This is a genomic window from Anaerococcus sp. C0059F3 (assembly GCF_056590475.1).
This window is the reverse complement of record NZ_JBWPWE010000016.1, coordinates 1-17848: the sequence shown is the minus strand read 5'-3', so window position 1 is coordinate 17848 and position 17848 is coordinate 1. Positions and strand designations below refer to the sequence as shown.

General features: G+C 35.3%; 15 protein-coding genes and 2 tRNA genes. 1 reads left to right on the top strand and 16 read right to left on the bottom strand.

Annotation, left to right across the window (positions count from 1 at the left end):
* Positions 1-37: 37 nt before the first annotated feature.
* From AC1EJ5_RS09225 to AC1EJ5_RS09195, 7 genes are all read right to left on the bottom strand, one after another.
* Complete coding sequence (locus AC1EJ5_RS09225) at positions 38-1387, bottom strand: acetyl-CoA hydrolase/transferase C-terminal domain-containing protein (RefSeq protein ID WP_479815843.1); 1350 nt, start codon at positions 1385-1387, stop codon at positions 38-40.
* Positions 1388-1543: 156 nt separating this feature from the next.
* Positions 1544-2725 (bottom strand): acetyl-CoA C-acetyltransferase, encoded by a 1182-nt coding sequence (locus AC1EJ5_RS09220; RefSeq protein ID WP_308749010.1) that lies wholly within the window; start codon positions 2723-2725, stop codon positions 1544-1546.
* Positions 2726-2761: 36 nt separating this feature from the next.
* On the bottom strand, positions 2762-3604 hold the full coding sequence (locus AC1EJ5_RS09215; RefSeq protein ID WP_223417741.1) for a 3-hydroxybutyryl-CoA dehydrogenase: 843 nt from the start codon (positions 3602-3604) through the stop codon (positions 2762-2764).
* 12 nt (positions 3605-3616) lie between these two features.
* Positions 3617-4396: an enoyl-CoA hydratase-related protein gene (locus tag AC1EJ5_RS09210; RefSeq protein WP_308653120.1), complete on the bottom strand. Its 780-nt coding sequence runs from the start codon at positions 4394-4396 to the stop codon at positions 3617-3619.
* Between the two features lie 236 nt (positions 4397-4632).
* Positions 4633-5634, bottom strand: coding sequence for an electron transfer flavoprotein subunit alpha/FixB family protein (locus AC1EJ5_RS09205; protein WP_223417743.1), 1002 nt, complete (start codon positions 5632-5634; stop codon positions 4633-4635).
* Positions 5635-5643: 9 nt separating this feature from the next.
* A complete protein-coding gene (locus AC1EJ5_RS09200) occupies positions 5644-6453 on the bottom strand; it encodes an electron transfer flavoprotein subunit beta/FixA family protein (RefSeq protein WP_209772898.1) in 810 nt (269 codons plus the stop codon).
* A 23-nt stretch (positions 6454-6476) separates the two neighbouring features.
* Positions 6477-7613: an acyl-CoA dehydrogenase gene (locus AC1EJ5_RS09195; protein ID WP_479815840.1), complete on the bottom strand. Its 1137-nt coding sequence runs from the start codon at positions 7611-7613 to the stop codon at positions 6477-6479.
* 394 nt (positions 7614-8007) lie between these two features.
* On the opposite strand from AC1EJ5_RS09195, the gene AC1EJ5_RS09190 reads away from it, so the two are divergent.
* A complete protein-coding gene (locus AC1EJ5_RS09190; RefSeq protein ID WP_479815838.1) occupies positions 8008-9432 on the top strand; it encodes an FAD-binding oxidoreductase in 1425 nt (474 codons plus the stop codon).
* Positions 9433-9508: 76 nt separating this feature from the next.
* Here the strand turns inward: AC1EJ5_RS09190 and hisS are convergent, their stop codons facing one another.
* From hisS to AC1EJ5_RS09145, 9 genes are all read right to left on the bottom strand, one after another.
* Entirely contained in the window at positions 9509-10795 is a 1287-nt protein-coding gene (gene hisS / locus AC1EJ5_RS09185; RefSeq protein WP_479815836.1) for a histidine--tRNA ligase, read from the bottom strand.
* A 75-nt stretch (positions 10796-10870) separates the two neighbouring features.
* Positions 10871-11545 (bottom strand): DUF6873 family GME fold protein, encoded by a 675-nt coding sequence (locus AC1EJ5_RS09180; RefSeq protein WP_479815834.1) that lies wholly within the window; start codon positions 11543-11545, stop codon positions 10871-10873.
* Positions 11546-11586: 41 nt separating this feature from the next.
* Positions 11587-11660, bottom strand: a tRNA-Cys gene (locus AC1EJ5_RS09175).
* Positions 11661-11670: 10 nt separating this feature from the next.
* Positions 11671-11745, bottom strand: a tRNA-Gly gene (locus tag AC1EJ5_RS09170).
* A gap of 203 nt (positions 11746-11948) precedes the next feature.
* A complete protein-coding gene (locus tag AC1EJ5_RS09165; RefSeq protein ID WP_479815832.1) occupies positions 11949-13280 on the bottom strand; it encodes an MATE family efflux transporter in 1332 nt (443 codons plus the stop codon).
* Positions 13281-13373: 93 nt separating this feature from the next.
* On the bottom strand, positions 13374-15296 hold the full coding sequence (locus tag AC1EJ5_RS09160; RefSeq protein ID WP_479815830.1) for an FtsX-like permease family protein: 1923 nt from the start codon (positions 15294-15296) through the stop codon (positions 13374-13376).
* The gene (locus tag AC1EJ5_RS09155; protein WP_479815828.1) at positions 15283-16041 is read right to left on the bottom strand and encodes an ABC transporter ATP-binding protein; all 759 of its coding nucleotides are present in this window, start codon (positions 16039-16041) and stop codon (positions 15283-15285) included. The genes AC1EJ5_RS09160 and AC1EJ5_RS09155 overlap by 14 nt, the downstream gene beginning before the upstream one ends.
* Before the next feature lie 80 nt (positions 16042-16121).
* Positions 16122-17072: a sensor histidine kinase gene (locus tag AC1EJ5_RS09150; RefSeq protein WP_479815826.1), complete on the bottom strand. Its 951-nt coding sequence runs from the start codon at positions 17070-17072 to the stop codon at positions 16122-16124.
* Positions 17050-17724, bottom strand: coding sequence for a response regulator transcription factor (locus AC1EJ5_RS09145; RefSeq protein WP_479815824.1), 675 nt, complete (start codon positions 17722-17724; stop codon positions 17050-17052). The genes AC1EJ5_RS09150 and AC1EJ5_RS09145 overlap by 23 nt, the downstream gene beginning before the upstream one ends.
* Positions 17725-17848 lie beyond the last annotated feature (124 nt).

Genomic DNA, 17848 nt, shown 5'->3' with positions numbered 1-17848 from the left:
AGAGCCAGGATTAATCCCGCTCTGGTTTTTAAAATTCTTAGATTCTCTTATTAGTATTTCTCCAAATACCGATATCTTCTGCTGCCTTGATTAACTCATCCCTATTGTCTGGGTGGGCTAGACTTACAAGGGCTTCTGCTGCTTGCCAGGTTGTTAGACCTTTGAAGTTTACAATACCTTGTTCTGTTGCAATGTAATGGGTGTTAGATCTTACAGCTGTAGCTTGGGTGCCTGGTGCGAAGGTTGGAACGATGTTTGAAATTCTCTTACCGTCCTTGTCTACTCTTGAAGAGTTAAGGGCAATTATTGATCTACCGCCTTTTGACCTATAAGCACCAAGTACAAAGTCTAGGGCTCCGCCTGCACCTGATATGTGTTTAGTTCCAATAGATTCAGCAGAAATTTGTCCCCAAAGGTCCACTTGTAAAACTGTATTGATTGAAACAAAGTTATCAAGAGATGCTATTACGTCAATATCATTTACATAGTCAACTGGAGCTGCCATTAGCTCTTCATTATCGTCTATATAGTCGTAAAGCTCTTGGCTACCTGCAGCGAAAGCGTAAGTTTGGCGACCAACATCTATATTCTTCTTACGTCCAGTAATCCTGCCTGCTAGGGCCATTTCTCTAAAGGCATCAACATACATTTCTGAGTGAACTCCGAGGTCTTTTAGGTCAGATTTAGCAATTTCTGAACCTATAGCATTTGGAAGACCACCTATACCAATTTGGATAGTGTCTCCATCACGAAGCATATCTACTACGAAGCTTGCTGCCTTAAGTTCTTCTTCACCAAATGAAGCTTTTGGAAGTGTTAGCATCGGATAATTTGAAGACTCAAAAACATAGTCAACATCTTTGATATTTATAAAGTTATCATATCCACCAAGTGCTCTTGGAACATTTTCATTTATTTCTAGTATTACCTTATCAGCTGTTTCAAATGATGCCATAGCGTGACTTACAGATACACCAAAATTGAAGTTTCCGTGCTTATCCATTGGACTAACTTGGAATACAGAAACTGCAGCTTTTGGAGCATTTTCTCTGATATATCTTGGTAGCTCGCTGTATTTGATTGGAATAAAGAAAGCGTTGTAGTCTTTTGAATTAATTAATTTTCTTTCTATACCTGATGAGTGCCAAGAATGGTAGGTAATGTGTTCTCCTGTAGGATCAGCTGTGGCTAAAGGTGAATTGTAAGCAAGGATTCCTCCTCTTACTTTTACGTCTTTTAATTCATTTACTCTTTCAGCTAAGGCCTTATCGAAGTCAACTGGTGTTAGGGCACACCAACCCATTTCTACCCAGTCGCCGTCCTTAACCATAGCTGCTGCTTCTTTAGCTGTGATTAATTTTTCTTCATATAATTTTTTAAAATCCATATAAACCCCTTTTATAATATCGTTTTCTTATGATATTAACTTTATACCCATAATTGAAAATTATTATCAATCTTTATTAAATTTTTTAATATTTTATCGAAAATTAACAAAAAAAGGCATGCAGATAAGAACTACCTGCATACCTTAAAATTTATCTTATCTTTCTACTATAACTGCAGTACCCATACCGCCACCTATACAAAGTGTTGCGATACCTTTTTTAGAGTCTCTCTTTTGCATTTCATATAGAAGTGTTGTAAGAATTCTTGCTCCTGATGCACCAACTGGGTGACCAATAGCAATAGCTCCACCGTTTACGTTAACTATGTCTGTGTTTAGACCTAGTTCTTTGATTACTGATAAAGCTTGAGCAGCGAAAGCTTCGTTAGCTTCGATTAGATCGATGTCTTCAAGTGTTAGGTTAGCCTTTTCTAGAGCTTTTCTAACTGTTGGGATTGGGCCTGTACCCATGATTTTTGGATCAACACCTTCTGTAGCGTAGCTTACAATTGTAGCAAGTGGAGTAACGCCAAGTTCTTTAGCTTTTTCTTCACTCATAACTACTAGGCAAGCTGCACCGTCGTTGATACCAGAAGCGTTAGCTGCTGTAACTGTACCGTCTTTGATGAAAGCTGGTCTTAGGCCAGAAATGCTTTCTTTTGTAACGCCTTCTTTGATGTATTCATCAGTGTCAACTACTGTTACTTTGCCTTTTCTACCCTTAACTTCTACTGGTACGATTTCGTCTTTAAATCTTCCTTCAGCTCTAGCTTTTGCTGCTTTTTGTTGGCTGTCTGCAGCAAGTTCGTCTTGTTCTTCTCTAGTTAGACCGAATTTTTCAGCTATATTTTCTGCAGTAACTCCCATGTGGTAGTCATTGAATGCGTCCCAAAGTCCGTCTTTGATCATTTCATCGACAACTTTTTTATCACCCATTCTTGCTCCCCATCTTTCGTCTGTTAGAAGGTATGGAGCTTGTGACATTGATTCTGTACCACCAGCTAAAACAACATCACAGTCACCAGCGATAATCATTTGAGCTGCTAGAGAAACAGATCTAAGACCTGAACCACAAACGATGTTTAATGTCATTGCTGGTTTTTCAATTGGAATACCTGCGTCTAGTGCGATTTGTCTTGCGATATTTTGGCCGTTACCTGCTTGAAGTACACAACCAAGGATTGATTCATCTATATCTTCTGGTTTGATGCCAGCTCTTTTGATTGCTTCTTTAGCTGCTACTGCACCTAATTCTCTTGCTGAAACTGTTTTAAATGCTCCGCCGTAAGCACCAACTGGTGTTCTTGCTGCACTTGCTATAACTACTTTTCTTGTCATAATTTCTCCTTTAGTTTTTCTTAAAATCTATTTATCTTATTTGCTATAATCGTAGAAGCCTTTGCCTGTTTTTCTACCAAGGTCTCCAGCTCTTACCATTTGTCTTAATAGTGGGCATGGTCTATATTTGCTATCACCAAATTCATTGTAAAGAACTTCCATAATAGCAAGACATGTATCAAGACCGATTAAATCTCCTAGAGCAAGAGGTCCCATTGGGTGGTTTGCGCCAAGTTGCATACCCTTATCAATATCTTCTACACTTGCAAGACCATCAGCTAATACGCCAACAGCTTCGTTGATCATTGGGATAAGAAGTCTGTTAACTACGAATCCTGGACCTTCTTTAACTTCGATAGGTTGTTTACCAAGATCTTCAGCTAGTTTAAAGATTGCTTGGTTTGTTTCGTCAGATGTGTGAAGACCTCTGATAACTTCAACAAGTTTCATAACTGGAACTGGGTTGAAGAAATGCATACCAATTACTTTTTCAGGTCTTTTTGTAACAGCTGCTATGTCTGTAATTGAAAGTGAAGATGTATTTGAAGCAAGGATTGCGCCTTCTTTAACAACTTCGTCTAATTCTTTAAATATATCTTTTTTAAGTTTTGGATTTTCTGTTGCAGCTTCAATTACTATGTCACAATCAGCTAAATCTTTAACTTCTGTTGTGTAAGAAATGTTTGCTAGAGCTTTTTCTTTAGCTTCTTCAGTCATTCTTTCTTTTGATACCAATTTTGTATAAGATTTTTCTATTCTTGCCTTGCAAGCATCTAGAAATTCATCTTTGATATCTCTTACAACAACTTCATAATTTTTAGCAGCAGTTTCTACAATACCGCCACCCATGATTCCTGATCCGATTACACCTATTTTCATTAAAAATCTCCTTTATTTATTTTCAAATTCAGCTTTACCTTTATTGATAAAAGCGTTCATTCCTGTTTTTTGATCTTCTGTTGAGAAGGTTAGGGCAAATAAGTTTTCTTCAACTTTGATTGCGCTGTCTATATCTACTTGACCACCTACGTTTATAGCTTCTTTTGAAGCTCTAACTGCAACTGGTGCGTTAGAAGCGATTTTTTCTGCAAGTTTTTGTACAGTTTCTTCAAGTTTGTCAGCTTCTACTACTTCTTGAACTAGGCCAATTTCGTAAGCCTTGTCAGCCTTGATGTTATTTGCTGTATAAATTAGATATTTTGCATAACCTGGTCCTACTAATCTTTGAAGTCTTTGGGTCCCTGCAAAACCTGGAGTAATACCAAGACCTACTTCTGGTTGACCAAATAAAGCTTTATCGCTTGCGATTCTAAAATCACAGCTCATAGCGATTTCACATCCACCACCAAGAGCAAATCCGTTAATTTGTGCTATAACTGGAATTGGTAGGCTTTCAAGTTTTCTAAATACGTGAAGACCTTTGTAACCAAATTCCTTAGCTTCTATAGCTGTAAGTGTTGACATTTCTTTAATGTCTGCACCTGCAACAAAGCTTCTGCCTTCACCTGTAAGGATTGCTACCCTAAGATCTTTGTTAGCTCTAACTTCATCTAATAGTGTGTTTAGTTCGTCTAATACTTCTGAGTTAAGTGCGTTTAAAGCTTCTGGTCTATTGATAGTTATTTTTGCTATGTGACCATTAACTTCATATTTTACAGTTTTGTAAGTCATCCATCCCCCTTCGAATTAAATCGTTTACAAATTTTTCTTAGTACAAAGCTTCCATAAACTTTATACCCAATTTCTCTTCTTATACTTATATTATAACAGTTGATATTTTTTTGTCAATCTTTTTTTGTATATTTTTTAACAAGATTTACAAACGATTTTCTACCAACTAACTATAGGTTTTATTAATCTATAAAAGAAAAACCACTATTTGAGAAAATAGTGGTTTAATTTTTATATTAGGCCTTTCTAGCTTTGATTTTTTCTGTTAGGGCTGGAACTATTTCGAATAAATCTCCAACTATGCCATAATCAGCTACATCAAAGATAGGCGCATCTGGATCTTTGTTAATAGCAATAATTGTATCTGATGCATTGATACCAGCTAAGTGTTGGATAGCTCCAGAAATACCTATTGCTATATATACCTTTGGTCCTACAGTCTTACCTGATTGGCCAACTTGGTGAGAGTGTGAGATCCATCCAGCATCTACTGCTGCACGTGATGAACCAACTGTAGCTCCAAGTGCTTCTGCTAATTCTTCAATGATTTTGAAGTTAGCTGCTTCACCTAGTCCACGTCCACCAGATACGATATATTCAGCACCAACTAAGTCTACATCATCGCCTTCGTCTCTTGGGATGAAGTTAAGAATCTTAGTTCTAATTTCGCCTGTATATTCTATATTGTCTTCAATTTCTTCGATATTGTCTTTTCTACCAAATGCTTCTTTAGGGAATACGCCTGGACGTACTGTACCCATTTGTGGTCTAGAATCTGGACAAAGAATTTGTGCCATTAGGTTACCACCAAAGGCAGGTCTTGTCCATTGTACGTTGCCTGTTTCAGCGTCAACGTCAAGTTCTGTACAGTCTGCAGTAAGACCTGTGTGTAGTCTAGAAGATACTCTTGGACCTAGGTCTCTACCTTGGTTTGTTGCACCGATTAGGATTGTATTTGGATTGTGATTTTCAACTAATTTGCATACAGCGTTAGCGTAAACATCTGTATTGTATTCTTTATATATTTCGCCTTCGCATGTGATTATTGCATCAACGCCGTGATCTTTTACTTCTTCCTTAGCCTTTGATACTTCTTCACCAATTATAACTGCTACTAATTTTCCACCAAGTGTGTCAGCCATTCTTCTACCTGGATTTAATAATTCAAGGCCTACATTAACAGCTGATCCGTCTTCCTTAGTTTCAACTAATACCCATAGGTTTTTATTTTCTGACATAGTCCCTCCTTAAATAAGCTTCTTATCAGCTAATGCTGCAATTAGCTTATCTGCTGCTTCATCAGCTTCCATATTTTCAAACATTTCGCCAACTTTTTCAACTGTTGGTGTGTAAGATTTATTTACTCTTGTTGGTGAACCTTTTAGACCGATAGCTGTTTCGTCTATAGAATCTTTTAGTTCTTCAAAAGTAATTTGTTCTATGTTAGCTTTTTTAGCTTTTAGTTTGTTTTTGATTTTTGGATATCTTAATTCTTCGTCACCGTATTTTGTAAATGTAACAAGTGCTGGAAGAGTCATTTGGATTTCAAGTGCTCCGCCTTCAACTTCTTTAAGAACTTTTAGTCCTTCTTCATTTACTTCTGCAGTGTAACCATAAGTTACTTGTGGAAGGTCTAAGTGTTCAGCAAGTTCTGGTCCTACTTGTGCAGTATCACCATCGATAGCTTGTAGTCCACAAAATACCATGTCTGGTTGGCCTTCAGTTTCAGCTACTTTTTTGATAGCTTCTGAAAGGATATAAGATGTAGCTAGTGTATCAGAACCACCGAATTTTCTGTCTGTTACTAGGTAAGCATTGTCAGCACCAACTGCTAGACAATCTCTAAGCATTTGATCTGCTTGTGGAGGTCCCATTGAGATTACTGTAATCTTAACTTCTGGGTCTTTGTCTTTGATTCTTAGAGCTTGCTCAAGAGCAAAAGCATCGTAAGTATTAAGGATACTTGGAACGCCTTTTCTAATTAGTGTGTTTGTAACCGGATCAATTTTGATTTCATTTGTATCCGGAACTTGTTTTGCACATACGAATATGTTCATATATTTTCTCCTTTCGATTTATCTTATCTTAATAATGCTCCGCCAACAACCATTAACATAACTTCTGAAGTACCTTCATAAATTTCTGTTATCTTGGCGTCTCTCATCATTCTTTCAACTTCGTATTCTTTAACGTAGCCGTAACCACCGAATAATTGAACAGCCTTTGTAGTAACGTCCATTGCTACTCTTGCTGCTTTTAATTTAGCTTCTGCTGCTGCTACAGTGTAGCTTTCGCCAGCATCTTTAAGTGTTGCCGCCTTATAAACTAGGTGACGAGCAGATTCTATGTCTATTGCCATTTCAGCTAGTTTAAATTGTGTATTTTGGAATTTAGCGATTGGTCTACCAAATTGTTGTCTTTCTTTAACGTATTTGATTGCTTTGTTTAATGCGCCTTCTGCAATACCAAGTGCTTGAGCTGCTATACCAATTCTACCACCGTCAAGAGTTTGCATAGCATATTTAAAGCCTTTGCCTTCTTCGCCAAGCATATTTTCTGCTGGAACTCTACAATCACGGAAAACTAATTCCATTGTTGAAGAAGCTTTGATACCCATTTTGTCTTCTTTAGAACCAAAGTCAAAACCTGGTGTTCCTTTTTCAACTATAAAAGCTGAAATTCCTTTTGTACCTTGAGATTTATCTGTCATTGCAAATACTACATAAGTATCAGCGTGACCAGCGTTTGTTATAAAGATTTTTGTACCGTTAAGAACGTATTCGTCACCGTCTTTAACAGCTACTGTTTTTTGTCCTGAAGCATCTGTACCAGCATCTGGTTCTGTTAGAGCGAAAGCACCTAATTTTTCACCTGAAGCAAGTGGAGTTAGGTATTTTTCTTTTTGTTCTTCTGTACCGAATTTATTGATTGCATCAGCACATAAAGATGTATGAGCAGATACGATAACGCCTGTAGATGCACAGCACTTAGATAATTCTTCAACGCATAGTACATATGTAAGTGTATCAAGACCAATTCCACCGTATTCTTCATCAAATGGGATACCAAAGAAGCCTAGCTCTTGCATTTTAGCTACGTTTTCTTCTGGGAATCTGTGATTTTCGTCGATTTCAATAGCTATAGGTGCTACTTCTTTTTCGGCGAAGTCTCTAAACATTTGTTGCATTTCTAATTGTTCTTCAGTTAATTTATACATTTTCTCTCCTTATAATTTTGACTTTGGATTAAACATCCATACATTATTATCCTACTGTTATTATCTTAACAATCATTTTCGTAATTGTCAAATAAAAATCAAAGTCTTTTTTGAAACTAGACTTCCACTTATGATTTAAGAAGCTTTGCCCTTTATTTCAAGGAAAAATCTTGCTGCAAATTAATCTAAAGTTGAATATTATTCAATCTTTAGAAAACTTCTGCACATAAGCTCTCATTTTAACTATACCTTTTCAGGCCTCTAATTCAATCGTTTTCTTATCATTTAACAAAGATAAAATCATTGCAAAAAATATTTAATTTTGCACATTGTTAAATTATTTGTTATAATCTAATCACAAGCAAATGAAATTGTTATTTTATTAGGAGGTAATATGACAGATTACAACAAAGTTAGTGAAGAAATCATTAACAAATTTAGGGAAAACGTTGAAGGTAAAGTTTATACTGCCGACGATATCAACGAAGACTACTACCACGACGAGATGCCAATCTACGGTTCTTACCAACCAGAAGTTCTTATTGCTGCTAAGTCTACACAAGACGTTTCAAATATTATGAAAATTTGTAACGAGAACAAAATTCCTGTTCTAGCACGTGGTGCTGGTTCTGGTTTAGTTGGTTCTGGTGTTGCTATCAATGGTGGAGTTATGATTGATATGCAAGATATGAACCAAATCCTTGAATACGACCTTGATAACTTGGTTGTTAGAGTTCAACCAGGTGTTTACTTACACGACCTTGCTGAAGATTGTCTAACAAAAGGCTATATGTACCCACCTGATCCAGGTGAAAAATTTGCTACCCTAGGCGGCAATGTTTCTACAAACGCTGGTGGTATGAGAGCTGTTAAATACGGTACAACTAGAGACTATGTAAGAGCTATGGAAGTTGTTCTTCCTACTGGCGAAGTCACAAGATTTGGTGCCGTTGTTTCTAAAACATCTACAGGCTATTCACTAAAAGACCTAATGGTAGGTTCTGAAGGAACCCTTGGTATAATCACAGAATTAACCCTAAAAATCGTTCCTCAAGCTAAACACACCATTTCTTTAATAGTTCCATTTGAATCTCTTGATGAATGTATAGCTACAGTTCCAGTTTTATTCAGAGCTAACCTTAAACCACAAGCTATCGAATTTATGGAAAGAAAGATTATTCTTGCTTCTGAAAAATACATTGGCAAGGAAACCTTCCCTAAAAATATCGAGGGCACAGATGTTAATGCCTACCTTCTAATCACCTTTGATGGCGATAACGAAGACGAAATTGATGGCCTAATGGAACAGGCAGCTGAATTATTAGTTGAAAACGGAGCTATAGATGTTCTTGTTGCTGATACTCCAAATGCAATCAAAGATGCTTGGGCAGCAAGAAGCTCTTTCCTTGAAGCAATCGATAGCCAATACAAACTAATCGACGAATGTGACGTAGTAGTTCCAATTAACAAAATCGCTCCATTTATCAATTATGTAAATGAAATTGGCGAAGGATATGACTTTGACGTTCAATCATTCGGTCACGCTGGCGACGGCAACCTTCACATCTACACAGTTTCAAATGAAGAAGATAAATTAGACGAATTTAATGCACAAGTTCACGACTTCATGGAAAAAATCTACACCAAAGCTTATGAATTTGGCGGACAATTATCAGGCGAACACGGTGTTGGTCACGGTAAATTAAAATACCTAGCAGAATACGAAGGCAAACTCAACACAGACCTAATGAGAGGCATCAAGAAAGTATTCGATCCAAACATGATCCTAAACCCAGGTAAAGTTGTTACAATAGACTAATAAAAATATTTTAAACTAAAAACAATTTACAAGAAAAAAAGAGCTAAGTCTTTCGACTTAAGCTCTTTTTGCTTTCTTATATATTATCAAAATCAACGAGGTCCTGGTCGCCTGTTTCCATATTTCTTACAGTAACTTTTCCTTCTTCTCTCTCGTTTTGGCCGATGATATAGGCATATTTTACACCAACCTTATCAGCGTAGGAGAATTTCTTTTTAAGTTTTCCGCCTTCTAGATAAATATCAGCTCTCTTTCCTTGTTCATGAAGCTTATTTAAGATATCTATAGCGTAGAAGTTTTCTTCATCGCTCATTGGAATTACAAGTATATCTGTAAGTCTAGATTCTTTTTCATCCACAAGACCAATTTCCTTTAATTGGTAGAATAAACGGGTAAGACCGATTGACATACCCACACCTGGGAGGGCTTGTTTAGAAAAGTTTGCTGCAAGGGTTTCATAGCGACCACCTGAAGATACAGAACCAATTGATTCATAGCCATTTATAAAAGTTTCATAAACTGTGCCTGTATAATAATCAAGACCCCTTGTGATAGCTGGGTCGATTTTGACATTAGTATCAGGAATACCAAGGTGGATCATGTAGGAATAGACAGTTTTTAATTCGTCAAGGCCTTCTCTGTATAGGTCGTTATCTACAAAGTCGGTTAATTTTTCTAAAAGCTCTTTATTTGTCAAATCTGAACCTATAAAGGCAAGGATTTTGCCTGCCTTTTCGCTATCGACTAAGTCTAGAAGCTCATCTCTTGTATTTTCCATACCAATCTTATCTTTTTTATCGATAAGCCTTAGGACGTCAGTTGTATCTGTAATATCCATAGCATTTAAAAATCCATTTAGAAGCTTTCTGTTATTTATCCTGAAAGTCACATCTGGTGTGTCAAGTTTATTGAAAATCTCATAGATAACCCTTGGTGGGATTGCGTCGTTGGCTATGGCTAGGTTGTTATGTCCGATTATATCAATATCGCATTGGTAAAATTCCCTGTAGCGGCCCTTTTGGTTTCTCTCTCCCCTATAAACTTTGGCTATGTGATAGCGTTTAAAAGGGAAATTTAAATCAGCAAAATGCTCTGCCACATACCTTGCAAGAGGCACTGTTAGGTCAAACCTAAGGCTCATATCCCTGGTTTCAGAGGCAATTTCATATATTTGCTTTTCTGTTTCTCCCCCACCCTTTGCAAAAAGTATTTCATTTTTTTCTATAACCGGGGTATCAATTGGCAAAAATTGAAATTTTTTATAAGTTTCTTCTATAATATTTTTCATCTTGTCAAAAGCCAGCTGGTCTTCTGGCAAAAGTTCCATAACTCCGGCTATGGTTGATGGTTTTACAATTTTCATATCTCTCTCCTATATCTCTTTAGCTAGGTATATTATACGATAATTTAGCAAAGAAAAAAGCCCCATATTAGAGGCTTAAATTTCAATGATAGAACCCAGGTCTATAAGTTCTGTTTTTGGATAAATAATATCTATATTTTTATTTTTGCAAATTTCTTCTATCTTATAAAAGGCCTTGTGCCTAGAAATATCTCCACTAAAAATTAGCTGGTTTCCAACCAAACCACAAGTTCCACCTAAAAATCCCTGGTCAAAGCCATCTAGGATGACCTTGTCATTATCGACTAATTCTATATCGACCTTATTTTTTAGAGCCTTATAGATTCCATAATCGCTTGTTACTAGCAAATCTCCAAGAGGAATTAGAGAACACCTGGTATAGCCTTGGTTGACTTTGAGATGAGAAAGACCTTTTTCTATAAGGAAATTTTCTATATTTTTTTCTGTAAAAACATTGTGGATATAAAAATCTTTAAATCTTACTAAATTATAAAGGGCGTCTTGAGGGTATTTTCCGCCAAGATTCTCTCCCTTGATTAAGTTAAAGCCCACTAATTTCTCCTCATAATATGAAAAGACAGCTTCATCTACTACTATAGTTTTTTCATCAATTTTAAACAAGGACAAGTCCGGATGGTCGTTAATCCTTGGATCTAAATTGGGATTGGCTATTGTTTCTATGAAGGAAAATTCATTTTCCCTTAGAAAATTTTTAAAATCATCGCTTGCCTTATAGGAAATAACTAACATAAAAATCCTTTCAATAAAAAAATCCCCATCTGGGGATATTTTGGAGGCGCCACCCAGATTTGAACTGGGGGTAAAGGTGTTGCAGACCTCTGCCTTACCACTTGGCTATGGCGCCAAATAAAAAATGGAGCGGATGACGAGATTCGAACTCGCGACCCTCGCCTTGGCAAGGCGATGCTCTACCACTGAGCCACATCCGCATACAAGTATTATAACATTTTTATTTGCTTTTGTAAAGTCTAATCCAATATTTTTTGGATTTTCACTTGCTTTAGGGTTTCTCCCTCTCAAGCTTACTTTTATATTATAGGATAAGTTTTAAGTCTTGTCAAGTTTTATTATTTTATTTTCAAAAAAATTCTATAGCAATTTCAAAATCTAGTAAAAAATGGCAAAGCCAAGCCTAGAGGATTAGCTTTGCCTTTTTTAATTCGTTTAATTCTTCTCTTATCAAAAATATAGAAATAACCATAGTTAGGAAATCTGATGCAATTAGGACATACCAAATTGCTTCTTTTGCCATGAAATTTGCAACAAAATAAGCAAAAAGTGTCACAAATACATAGCCCCTAAGAAGGGTTATGATAAAGTCAAACCTTGGCTTGCCAACAGCTGTAAGATAGCCTCCGTTTGTTATATTAAAGCCTAGGATTAAAAAACTTATAGCAAAAATCCTAAGTGACTTTGAGGCAAAAACCATAAAGTCAGCTGTCACATCAGTCAAAAATACATTTATGAAAAACTCTGGCCACAATTCTATAGCCCCCACCATTATTAGGGAAAGAATAGCAACTGATCTTAGCATATATTTTCTAATAATTGGAATGTTGTCGTATTCTTCCGCTCCGTAATAAAAGCCCAAGAGTGGTTGGCTTGACTGGTTAATTGCAAGCATGGTATTTACCACAAAGGTCATTACATAGGCAATTACAGAAAAGGCTGCAAGTCCCACTTCCCCATAAAGCCTACCAATAGCAAGGTTAAAGACCAAAATACAAAATCCTGTCGAAAGCTCTGATAAGGATGCAGGAAAGCCATAGAAAAAAATTTCCTTAAACATAAAGGCCTTGACCCTAAATTTTCTGAATTTCAAATAAGACTTTGGTGATAAAAAGTAAATCAAATAGCCAATTGTTGGAATAGTCTGTGCCAAACCTGTCGCCACAGCTGCTCCCCATAATCCCCAATGGAATTTGAAGATAAAAATATAGTCAAGAACCACATTTGTAAGAGCTGACATAAGCATAAGAACAGTTGTAATAGATGGCCTTCCATCCGCCTTTACCATTATCTCAAAAACATAGGATGTAAGATAAAAAGGCAAAAAGAAAATAATGATAGATAAGTATTCCTTAACCATTTCTACCATGTGGCCTTCTGCGCCCAAAAATCTTACAAGGGGATTTATAAAAATAAAACCTACAATAGAAAGACCCAGGGCAAAGATTACTGAAATAGCCACGCCAAGGCTAAAAAATTCATCGGCACCTTCCTTATTTTGCCTACCCTTTTCGTGGGCAATAAGGTTTAAAGATCCGATTGAAATTAAAATTGCAAAGGCAAAAGCCAGGGTCACAAAGGGCATAGAAATATTTACAGCTGCCAAACCCTCGCTACCAACACCCCTACCAACAAAAATACCATCCACCATGGTATAGGTCGAAAATAAGGTCATGGTCGTGATGGTAGGTATTAGATATTTTAAATAATTTTTAATTAGTGATTTTTTCTGCATTTAGACTCCTTAATACCTATAATATAACTCTCGAGCCTTCTTTGGTCAAGATTTTAAAGCAAAATAAAAAATCGACTCGAAAGAGCCGAAATTTTATGAGATTAACTTATAGTATTCCCTGGAACTTAATTTGTAATAAATCAAATACAAAAGAGCAAATATTACAAAACCTATTATAAAGGATGTTATTTTTATTGATTCATTTACAGATCCTAACATGACAAAGATTTTTGAAATCATCTTAAAGGCAAAGCCTACGTGGATGCCTGCAACAATCAGAGGTAGGAAGAAAAATACCAGAACTTGCTTATCTATAGTTTTTTTGATTTTTTCTTCGCCTATGCCAAGTTTCCTCAAAGATTCATATTTATTTTTATCTGCAAAACCCTCTTGGATTTGCTTGTAGTAAATTATTAGGCCAGTTGCCACCATAAAAATTAATCCTAAGAATATTCCTACAAAAAATATTGCCCCATAGAGTTTGTATCCTTCCAAAACAAAATCATCATGAAAGCCTATGCCAAATTCGTTTTGGACATCCTTAGTTTTTTCCTTAAAAATCGCCATATCCTCATTACTTAGGTCAAAATTATAGACATGAACTATTTTATTTTCACCTATACTTAGGTTTTTATCCAATTTTTTAACTATTAGATAATAAAAATCAAACATATAGGACACTATTGAAGTATTTCCAGAATTTTTATATTGGAAATCTTTAATATCTGACTTTTTCCTTAATTTTTGGCCATTTATATCAAGTTCTGAAAGATCATCCAATTTAGGGGATTTATAAAGTAAAAACTCCTCATCTTTTAAATTCGAAGCTTCTGCTATTGATCCGTCATTGACTTCCACGAGTATTCCCATTGCCTTATCATCCATTGCATTTGGGTTTTCAAAGGCATAGCGTTCTCTCCTAGCCTTAAAGGTATCTCCATCTTTTTCAAAGACAAGAGGCATATTTTTGTAGTCTTGAATATTTTTTGCTTCTAAATTATTTTCTTTGATGATTTTTTTAACCTGGTCAATAGAATACTCATCAACAGAAGCTAGACCAACATCTCTTGGATATTGTCTACTTCCCACATCCTCAACACTCCTATAAAGAGCTATGGCTGATGATAATAAAATAATGGCAGCTGTAGACATGATTGTAATTGATCCAAGTCCCTTGGCATTTGACCTTAACCTAAAAATTAGGCTAGAAACTGAGATAAATTTTTCAGTTTTGTAATAAGATTTGGAAGCCTTCATCATTTTTAAAATCACTATAGAAAGTGATGAAAAAAGGAAAAATGTTCCTATCATTACAAGAATAACCGCCAAGAAAAAGTAGCTAAGAGCCCTTAAAGGATTGTTTATAGTTTGGGCTAAGTAATATCCAGACCCAAGCAGAATTAATGATACAAACGCACTTAAAACCATCCCCCTTGGCCTTTTAAAGGTTTTTTCTTCCTTAAATAAGTCGAGAATTGATTTTCTTTTTATTTTTATAATTCTGGTTAATAAAATTAGTAGAGAAATTCCTGCAAAAACCAAGAAGCTAATTATATAAGCATCTCTAGCAAAACTTAGGTAGAAATTTCCTTCCATTAGCATAAGCTTCAAAAAAATTGTTTCTAGCAATTTATATATTACTGAAGCTGATATTATACCAATTAAATATCCCAAGGCAGATATTATCAATGATTCTAAGGCTAAGATTTTTGAAAGATATTTTTTATTAAGACCTAAAATCGCATAGAGGGAGATTTCCTTAAGTCTTTTATTTAATAAAAATCCATCCGAATAATATAAAAATATCAGCGAAAAAATCCCCATTACATAAATAGCAATTTTCAATATATAGTAGATGCTAGACATGGCGTAAAAATCTTTTAAAGTATCGGCATTCATTAAAAGCAAAATCGAAGTAAATGAAAAAACCATAAATCCGTAAATCAAAATATATGGAAGATAAACTTCCTTATTTTTTCTAATCCCATCTAGGGCAAGACGCTTAGTGAGTTTCATTTTTACCCGCCCTTAGAAAGTTTAATGAATCTGAAATTCTTTTATAAAACTGATCTCTGCTGTCATCTGCCTTATAAATTTCATTAAAAATCTTGCCGTCCCTAATAAATAAAACTCTTTTAGCAAAGGAAGCTGCAATATTTGAGTGGGTTACCATGAGAATTGTATTCCCATCTTGGTTTATTTTTTCAAAATAATTTAGCAAGTCTTCACTTGATGAAGAATCAAGTTGGCCTGTTGGTTCATCTGCCAAAATTATTTTGGGATTAATAATTAAGGCCCTTGCTACAGCCACCCTTTGCTTTTGGCCACCGGATATTTCTGCGGGATACTTATTTAAAAGTTCAGCAATCCCAAGCTTATTGACAATAGGCATAAGCTTATCCTCAAAATTTTCTGGATTTTCTTCTCTTAAAACAAGGGGCAAAAGGATATTTTCCCTCACATCAAAATTATCTAAAAGATTAAAATCTTGAAAGATATAGCCAAAATTATCCCTCCTAAAATCTGACTTTTCCTTATCAGATAAGGACAGAATTTCCTTCTTATCAAGGAAAATTTGTCCGCTACTTTCCTTATCAATAAGGGAAATAATATTTAAAAGTGTGGTCTTTCCTGATCCAGACTCACCCATGATGGCTAGGAAGTCACCGTCCTCGACTTTTAAATTCACATCCTTTAGGGCTGTCACTGCGTTTTCTGAATTTTCCTTATAAATTTTTCTTAAGTTTTTTATTTCTAACATATTTTCACCTCTCATAATATAATTATAAAGGCTTTATAAAAATAAGTCCCTTTGCCTAGCTTACAAAGAGACCCCTTATCTTACAATTTTGTAAGTTTTGGAAAATCTATCGTGATTTTTGTAAATTTCCCCTCTTCTGATTCAATTTTTATATCTAGGTTTAGGTCCTTACCTATGGATTTTACAAGATAAAGTCCAAGTCCAGTAGAAGAACCAAGTTTCCTGCCATTTTCACCTGTATAACCCATTTCAAAAACTCTCGGCAAGTCAGAGGCCTTAATGCCAATCCCATTATCCTCTATAATAAGGAAATTTTTCTCAAAATACACTTTTACCATGCCAGCTTCTGGTGTATATTTCAAAGCATTATTTAAAATCTGACTTATAATAAATCCTAGCCATTTTTCATCACTTACAGTCATAAATCCAAGGTCGCCCACATCCAAACTAATTTTTTTGGAAATAAAATCGTAAGACTTTTCTCTGATTATTTCCTTAACCACAGATTCAATTCTTACATCCTTAAAGACATAGTCATTGGTTTTTGAATTGTACCTTACAAAGCCAAGGAGAATGTTTAAATAATCTTCGATCCTCTTGTTGTTTTTTATAAGTAATTCAAGGTCTGGCTGATTATCAGCTAAGATGAGCTTGTTTTCAGCTATAGGCGTTTTTATTTCATGAATCCACAGCCCATAAAAATCCCTAAGATCGCCTTCCATTTCATTATAGGCAAGTAATAGGTCCTTGTACTTCTTATCGAGACTTTCTAATTCATCTAGGATAATTTTTTCCCTCTGGCTTGGATTTTTTGAAATTTCTGCAAAGGTTGGTACCTCTTGGTTAAAATACTTATAGAGAAAATAGGCTAAAAAAATAAAAAAGCTTATCAAAAACCCATAAACTATTGGAAATTTTTCTAGGTTGAAACTTATGAAAACCAACAAATAAGTAAGGCTAATAATAAAAAAGAAAATAAAAGATACCTTATTTTCCTTCAAAAAATTTTTAAGCTTCAACATAATAACCATATCCCTGCTTAGTTTTTATAAAATCATCTACCCCAAGACCTGCCAAAGACTTTCTTAGTCTAGAAATATTGACTGTTAGGGTGTTATCGTCGATGTAAATATCTGTGGACCATAAACTTGTCATTAGCTTATCTCTAGAGACAACATTTCCCTTATTTACCATAAGGGTTTCCAATATTTTAAATTCATTTTTGGAAAGTTCAAGACTTTTTTCACCAAAACTAATTGACATTGACTTTAAATCAAGAATTAGGCCCCTAATTTCAAGCCTAGATAGATTTTCCTTATAATCGTAAGCCCTCCTTAAAAGTGCCTTGATTTTTGCTAGTAAAAGGTCCATTTCAAAGGGTTTACTCACGAAATCATCCGCTCCCATTTCCATGGCCATGATTTTATTCATAGTATCTTCCTTGGAAGATAAAAATATTATTGGAACATTTGAGATATCACGAATTTTTCTCGTCCAAAAATACCCATCATAAAAAGGAAGGCCAATATCCATGACTACAAGGTCCGGTTTTTCTGATTTGAAAACATCAAAAACCTTCTCAAAATCACACACAAGGGCGACTTCAAAACCCCACTTCTCAAGCTCATTTTTTAATTTTTCTGAAATTATCTGGCTATCATCAACCACAAATATCTTAAACATAAAATCTCCTAAAAATATTATAACACAAAAACCTCCCAATCCTAATATAAGGTGACCCCACAAAGTTGGACCTAATACCAGAGTTAGAACTAAACTAGCTCTGGTATTTCTTTTTCCTTTCCTA

Bases quoted from the DNA above. Each gene is read 5' to 3' on its own strand.
- AC1EJ5_RS09205 (WP_223417743.1), bottom strand. From the start codon at position 5,634: ATGTCAGAAAATAAAAACCTATGGGTATTAGTTGAAACTAAGGAAGAC.
- AC1EJ5_RS09200 (WP_209772898.1), bottom strand. From the start codon at position 6,453: ATGAACATATTCGTATGTGCAAAACAAGTTCCGGATACAAATGAAATC.
- AC1EJ5_RS09225 (WP_479815843.1), bottom strand. From the start codon at position 1,387: ATGGATTTTAAAAAATTATATGAAGAAAAATTAATCACAGCTAAAGAA.
- AC1EJ5_RS09155 (WP_479815828.1), bottom strand. From the start codon at position 16,041: ATGTTAGAAATAAAAAACTTAAGAAAAATTTATAAGGAAAATTCAGAA.
- AC1EJ5_RS09220 (WP_308749010.1), bottom strand. From the start codon at position 2,725: ATGACAAGAAAAGTAGTTATAGCAAGTGCAGCAAGAACACCAGTTGGT.
- AC1EJ5_RS09165 (WP_479815832.1), bottom strand. From the start codon at position 13,280: ATGCAGAAAAAATCACTAATTAAAAATTATTTAAAATATCTAATACCT.
- AC1EJ5_RS09160 (WP_479815830.1), bottom strand. From the start codon at position 15,296: ATGAAACTCACTAAGCGTCTTGCCCTAGATGGGATTAGAAAAAATAAG.
- AC1EJ5_RS09145 (WP_479815824.1), bottom strand. From the start codon at position 17,724: ATGTTTAAGATATTTGTGGTTGATGATAGCCAGATAATTTCAGAAAAA.
- AC1EJ5_RS09215 (WP_223417741.1), bottom strand. From the start codon at position 3,604: ATGAAAATAGGTGTAATCGGATCAGGAATCATGGGTGGCGGTATTGTA.
- AC1EJ5_RS09180 (WP_479815834.1), bottom strand. From the start codon at position 11,545: ATGTTAGTTATTTCCTATAAGGCAAGCGATGATTTTAAAAATTTTCTA.
- AC1EJ5_RS09195 (WP_479815840.1), bottom strand. From the start codon at position 7,613: ATGTATAAATTAACTGAAGAACAATTAGAAATGCAACAAATGTTTAGA.
- AC1EJ5_RS09190 (WP_479815838.1), top strand. From the start codon at position 8,008: ATGACAGATTACAACAAAGTTAGTGAAGAAATCATTAACAAATTTAGG.
- AC1EJ5_RS09210 (WP_308653120.1), bottom strand. From the start codon at position 4,396: ATGACTTACAAAACTGTAAAATATGAAGTTAATGGTCACATAGCAAAA.
- hisS (WP_479815836.1), bottom strand. From the start codon at position 10,795: ATGAAAATTGTAAAACCATCAACCATAGCCGGAGTTATGGAACTTTTG.
- AC1EJ5_RS09150 (WP_479815826.1), bottom strand. From the start codon at position 17,072: ATGGTTATTATGTTGAAGCTTAAAAATTTTTTGAAGGAAAATAAGGTA.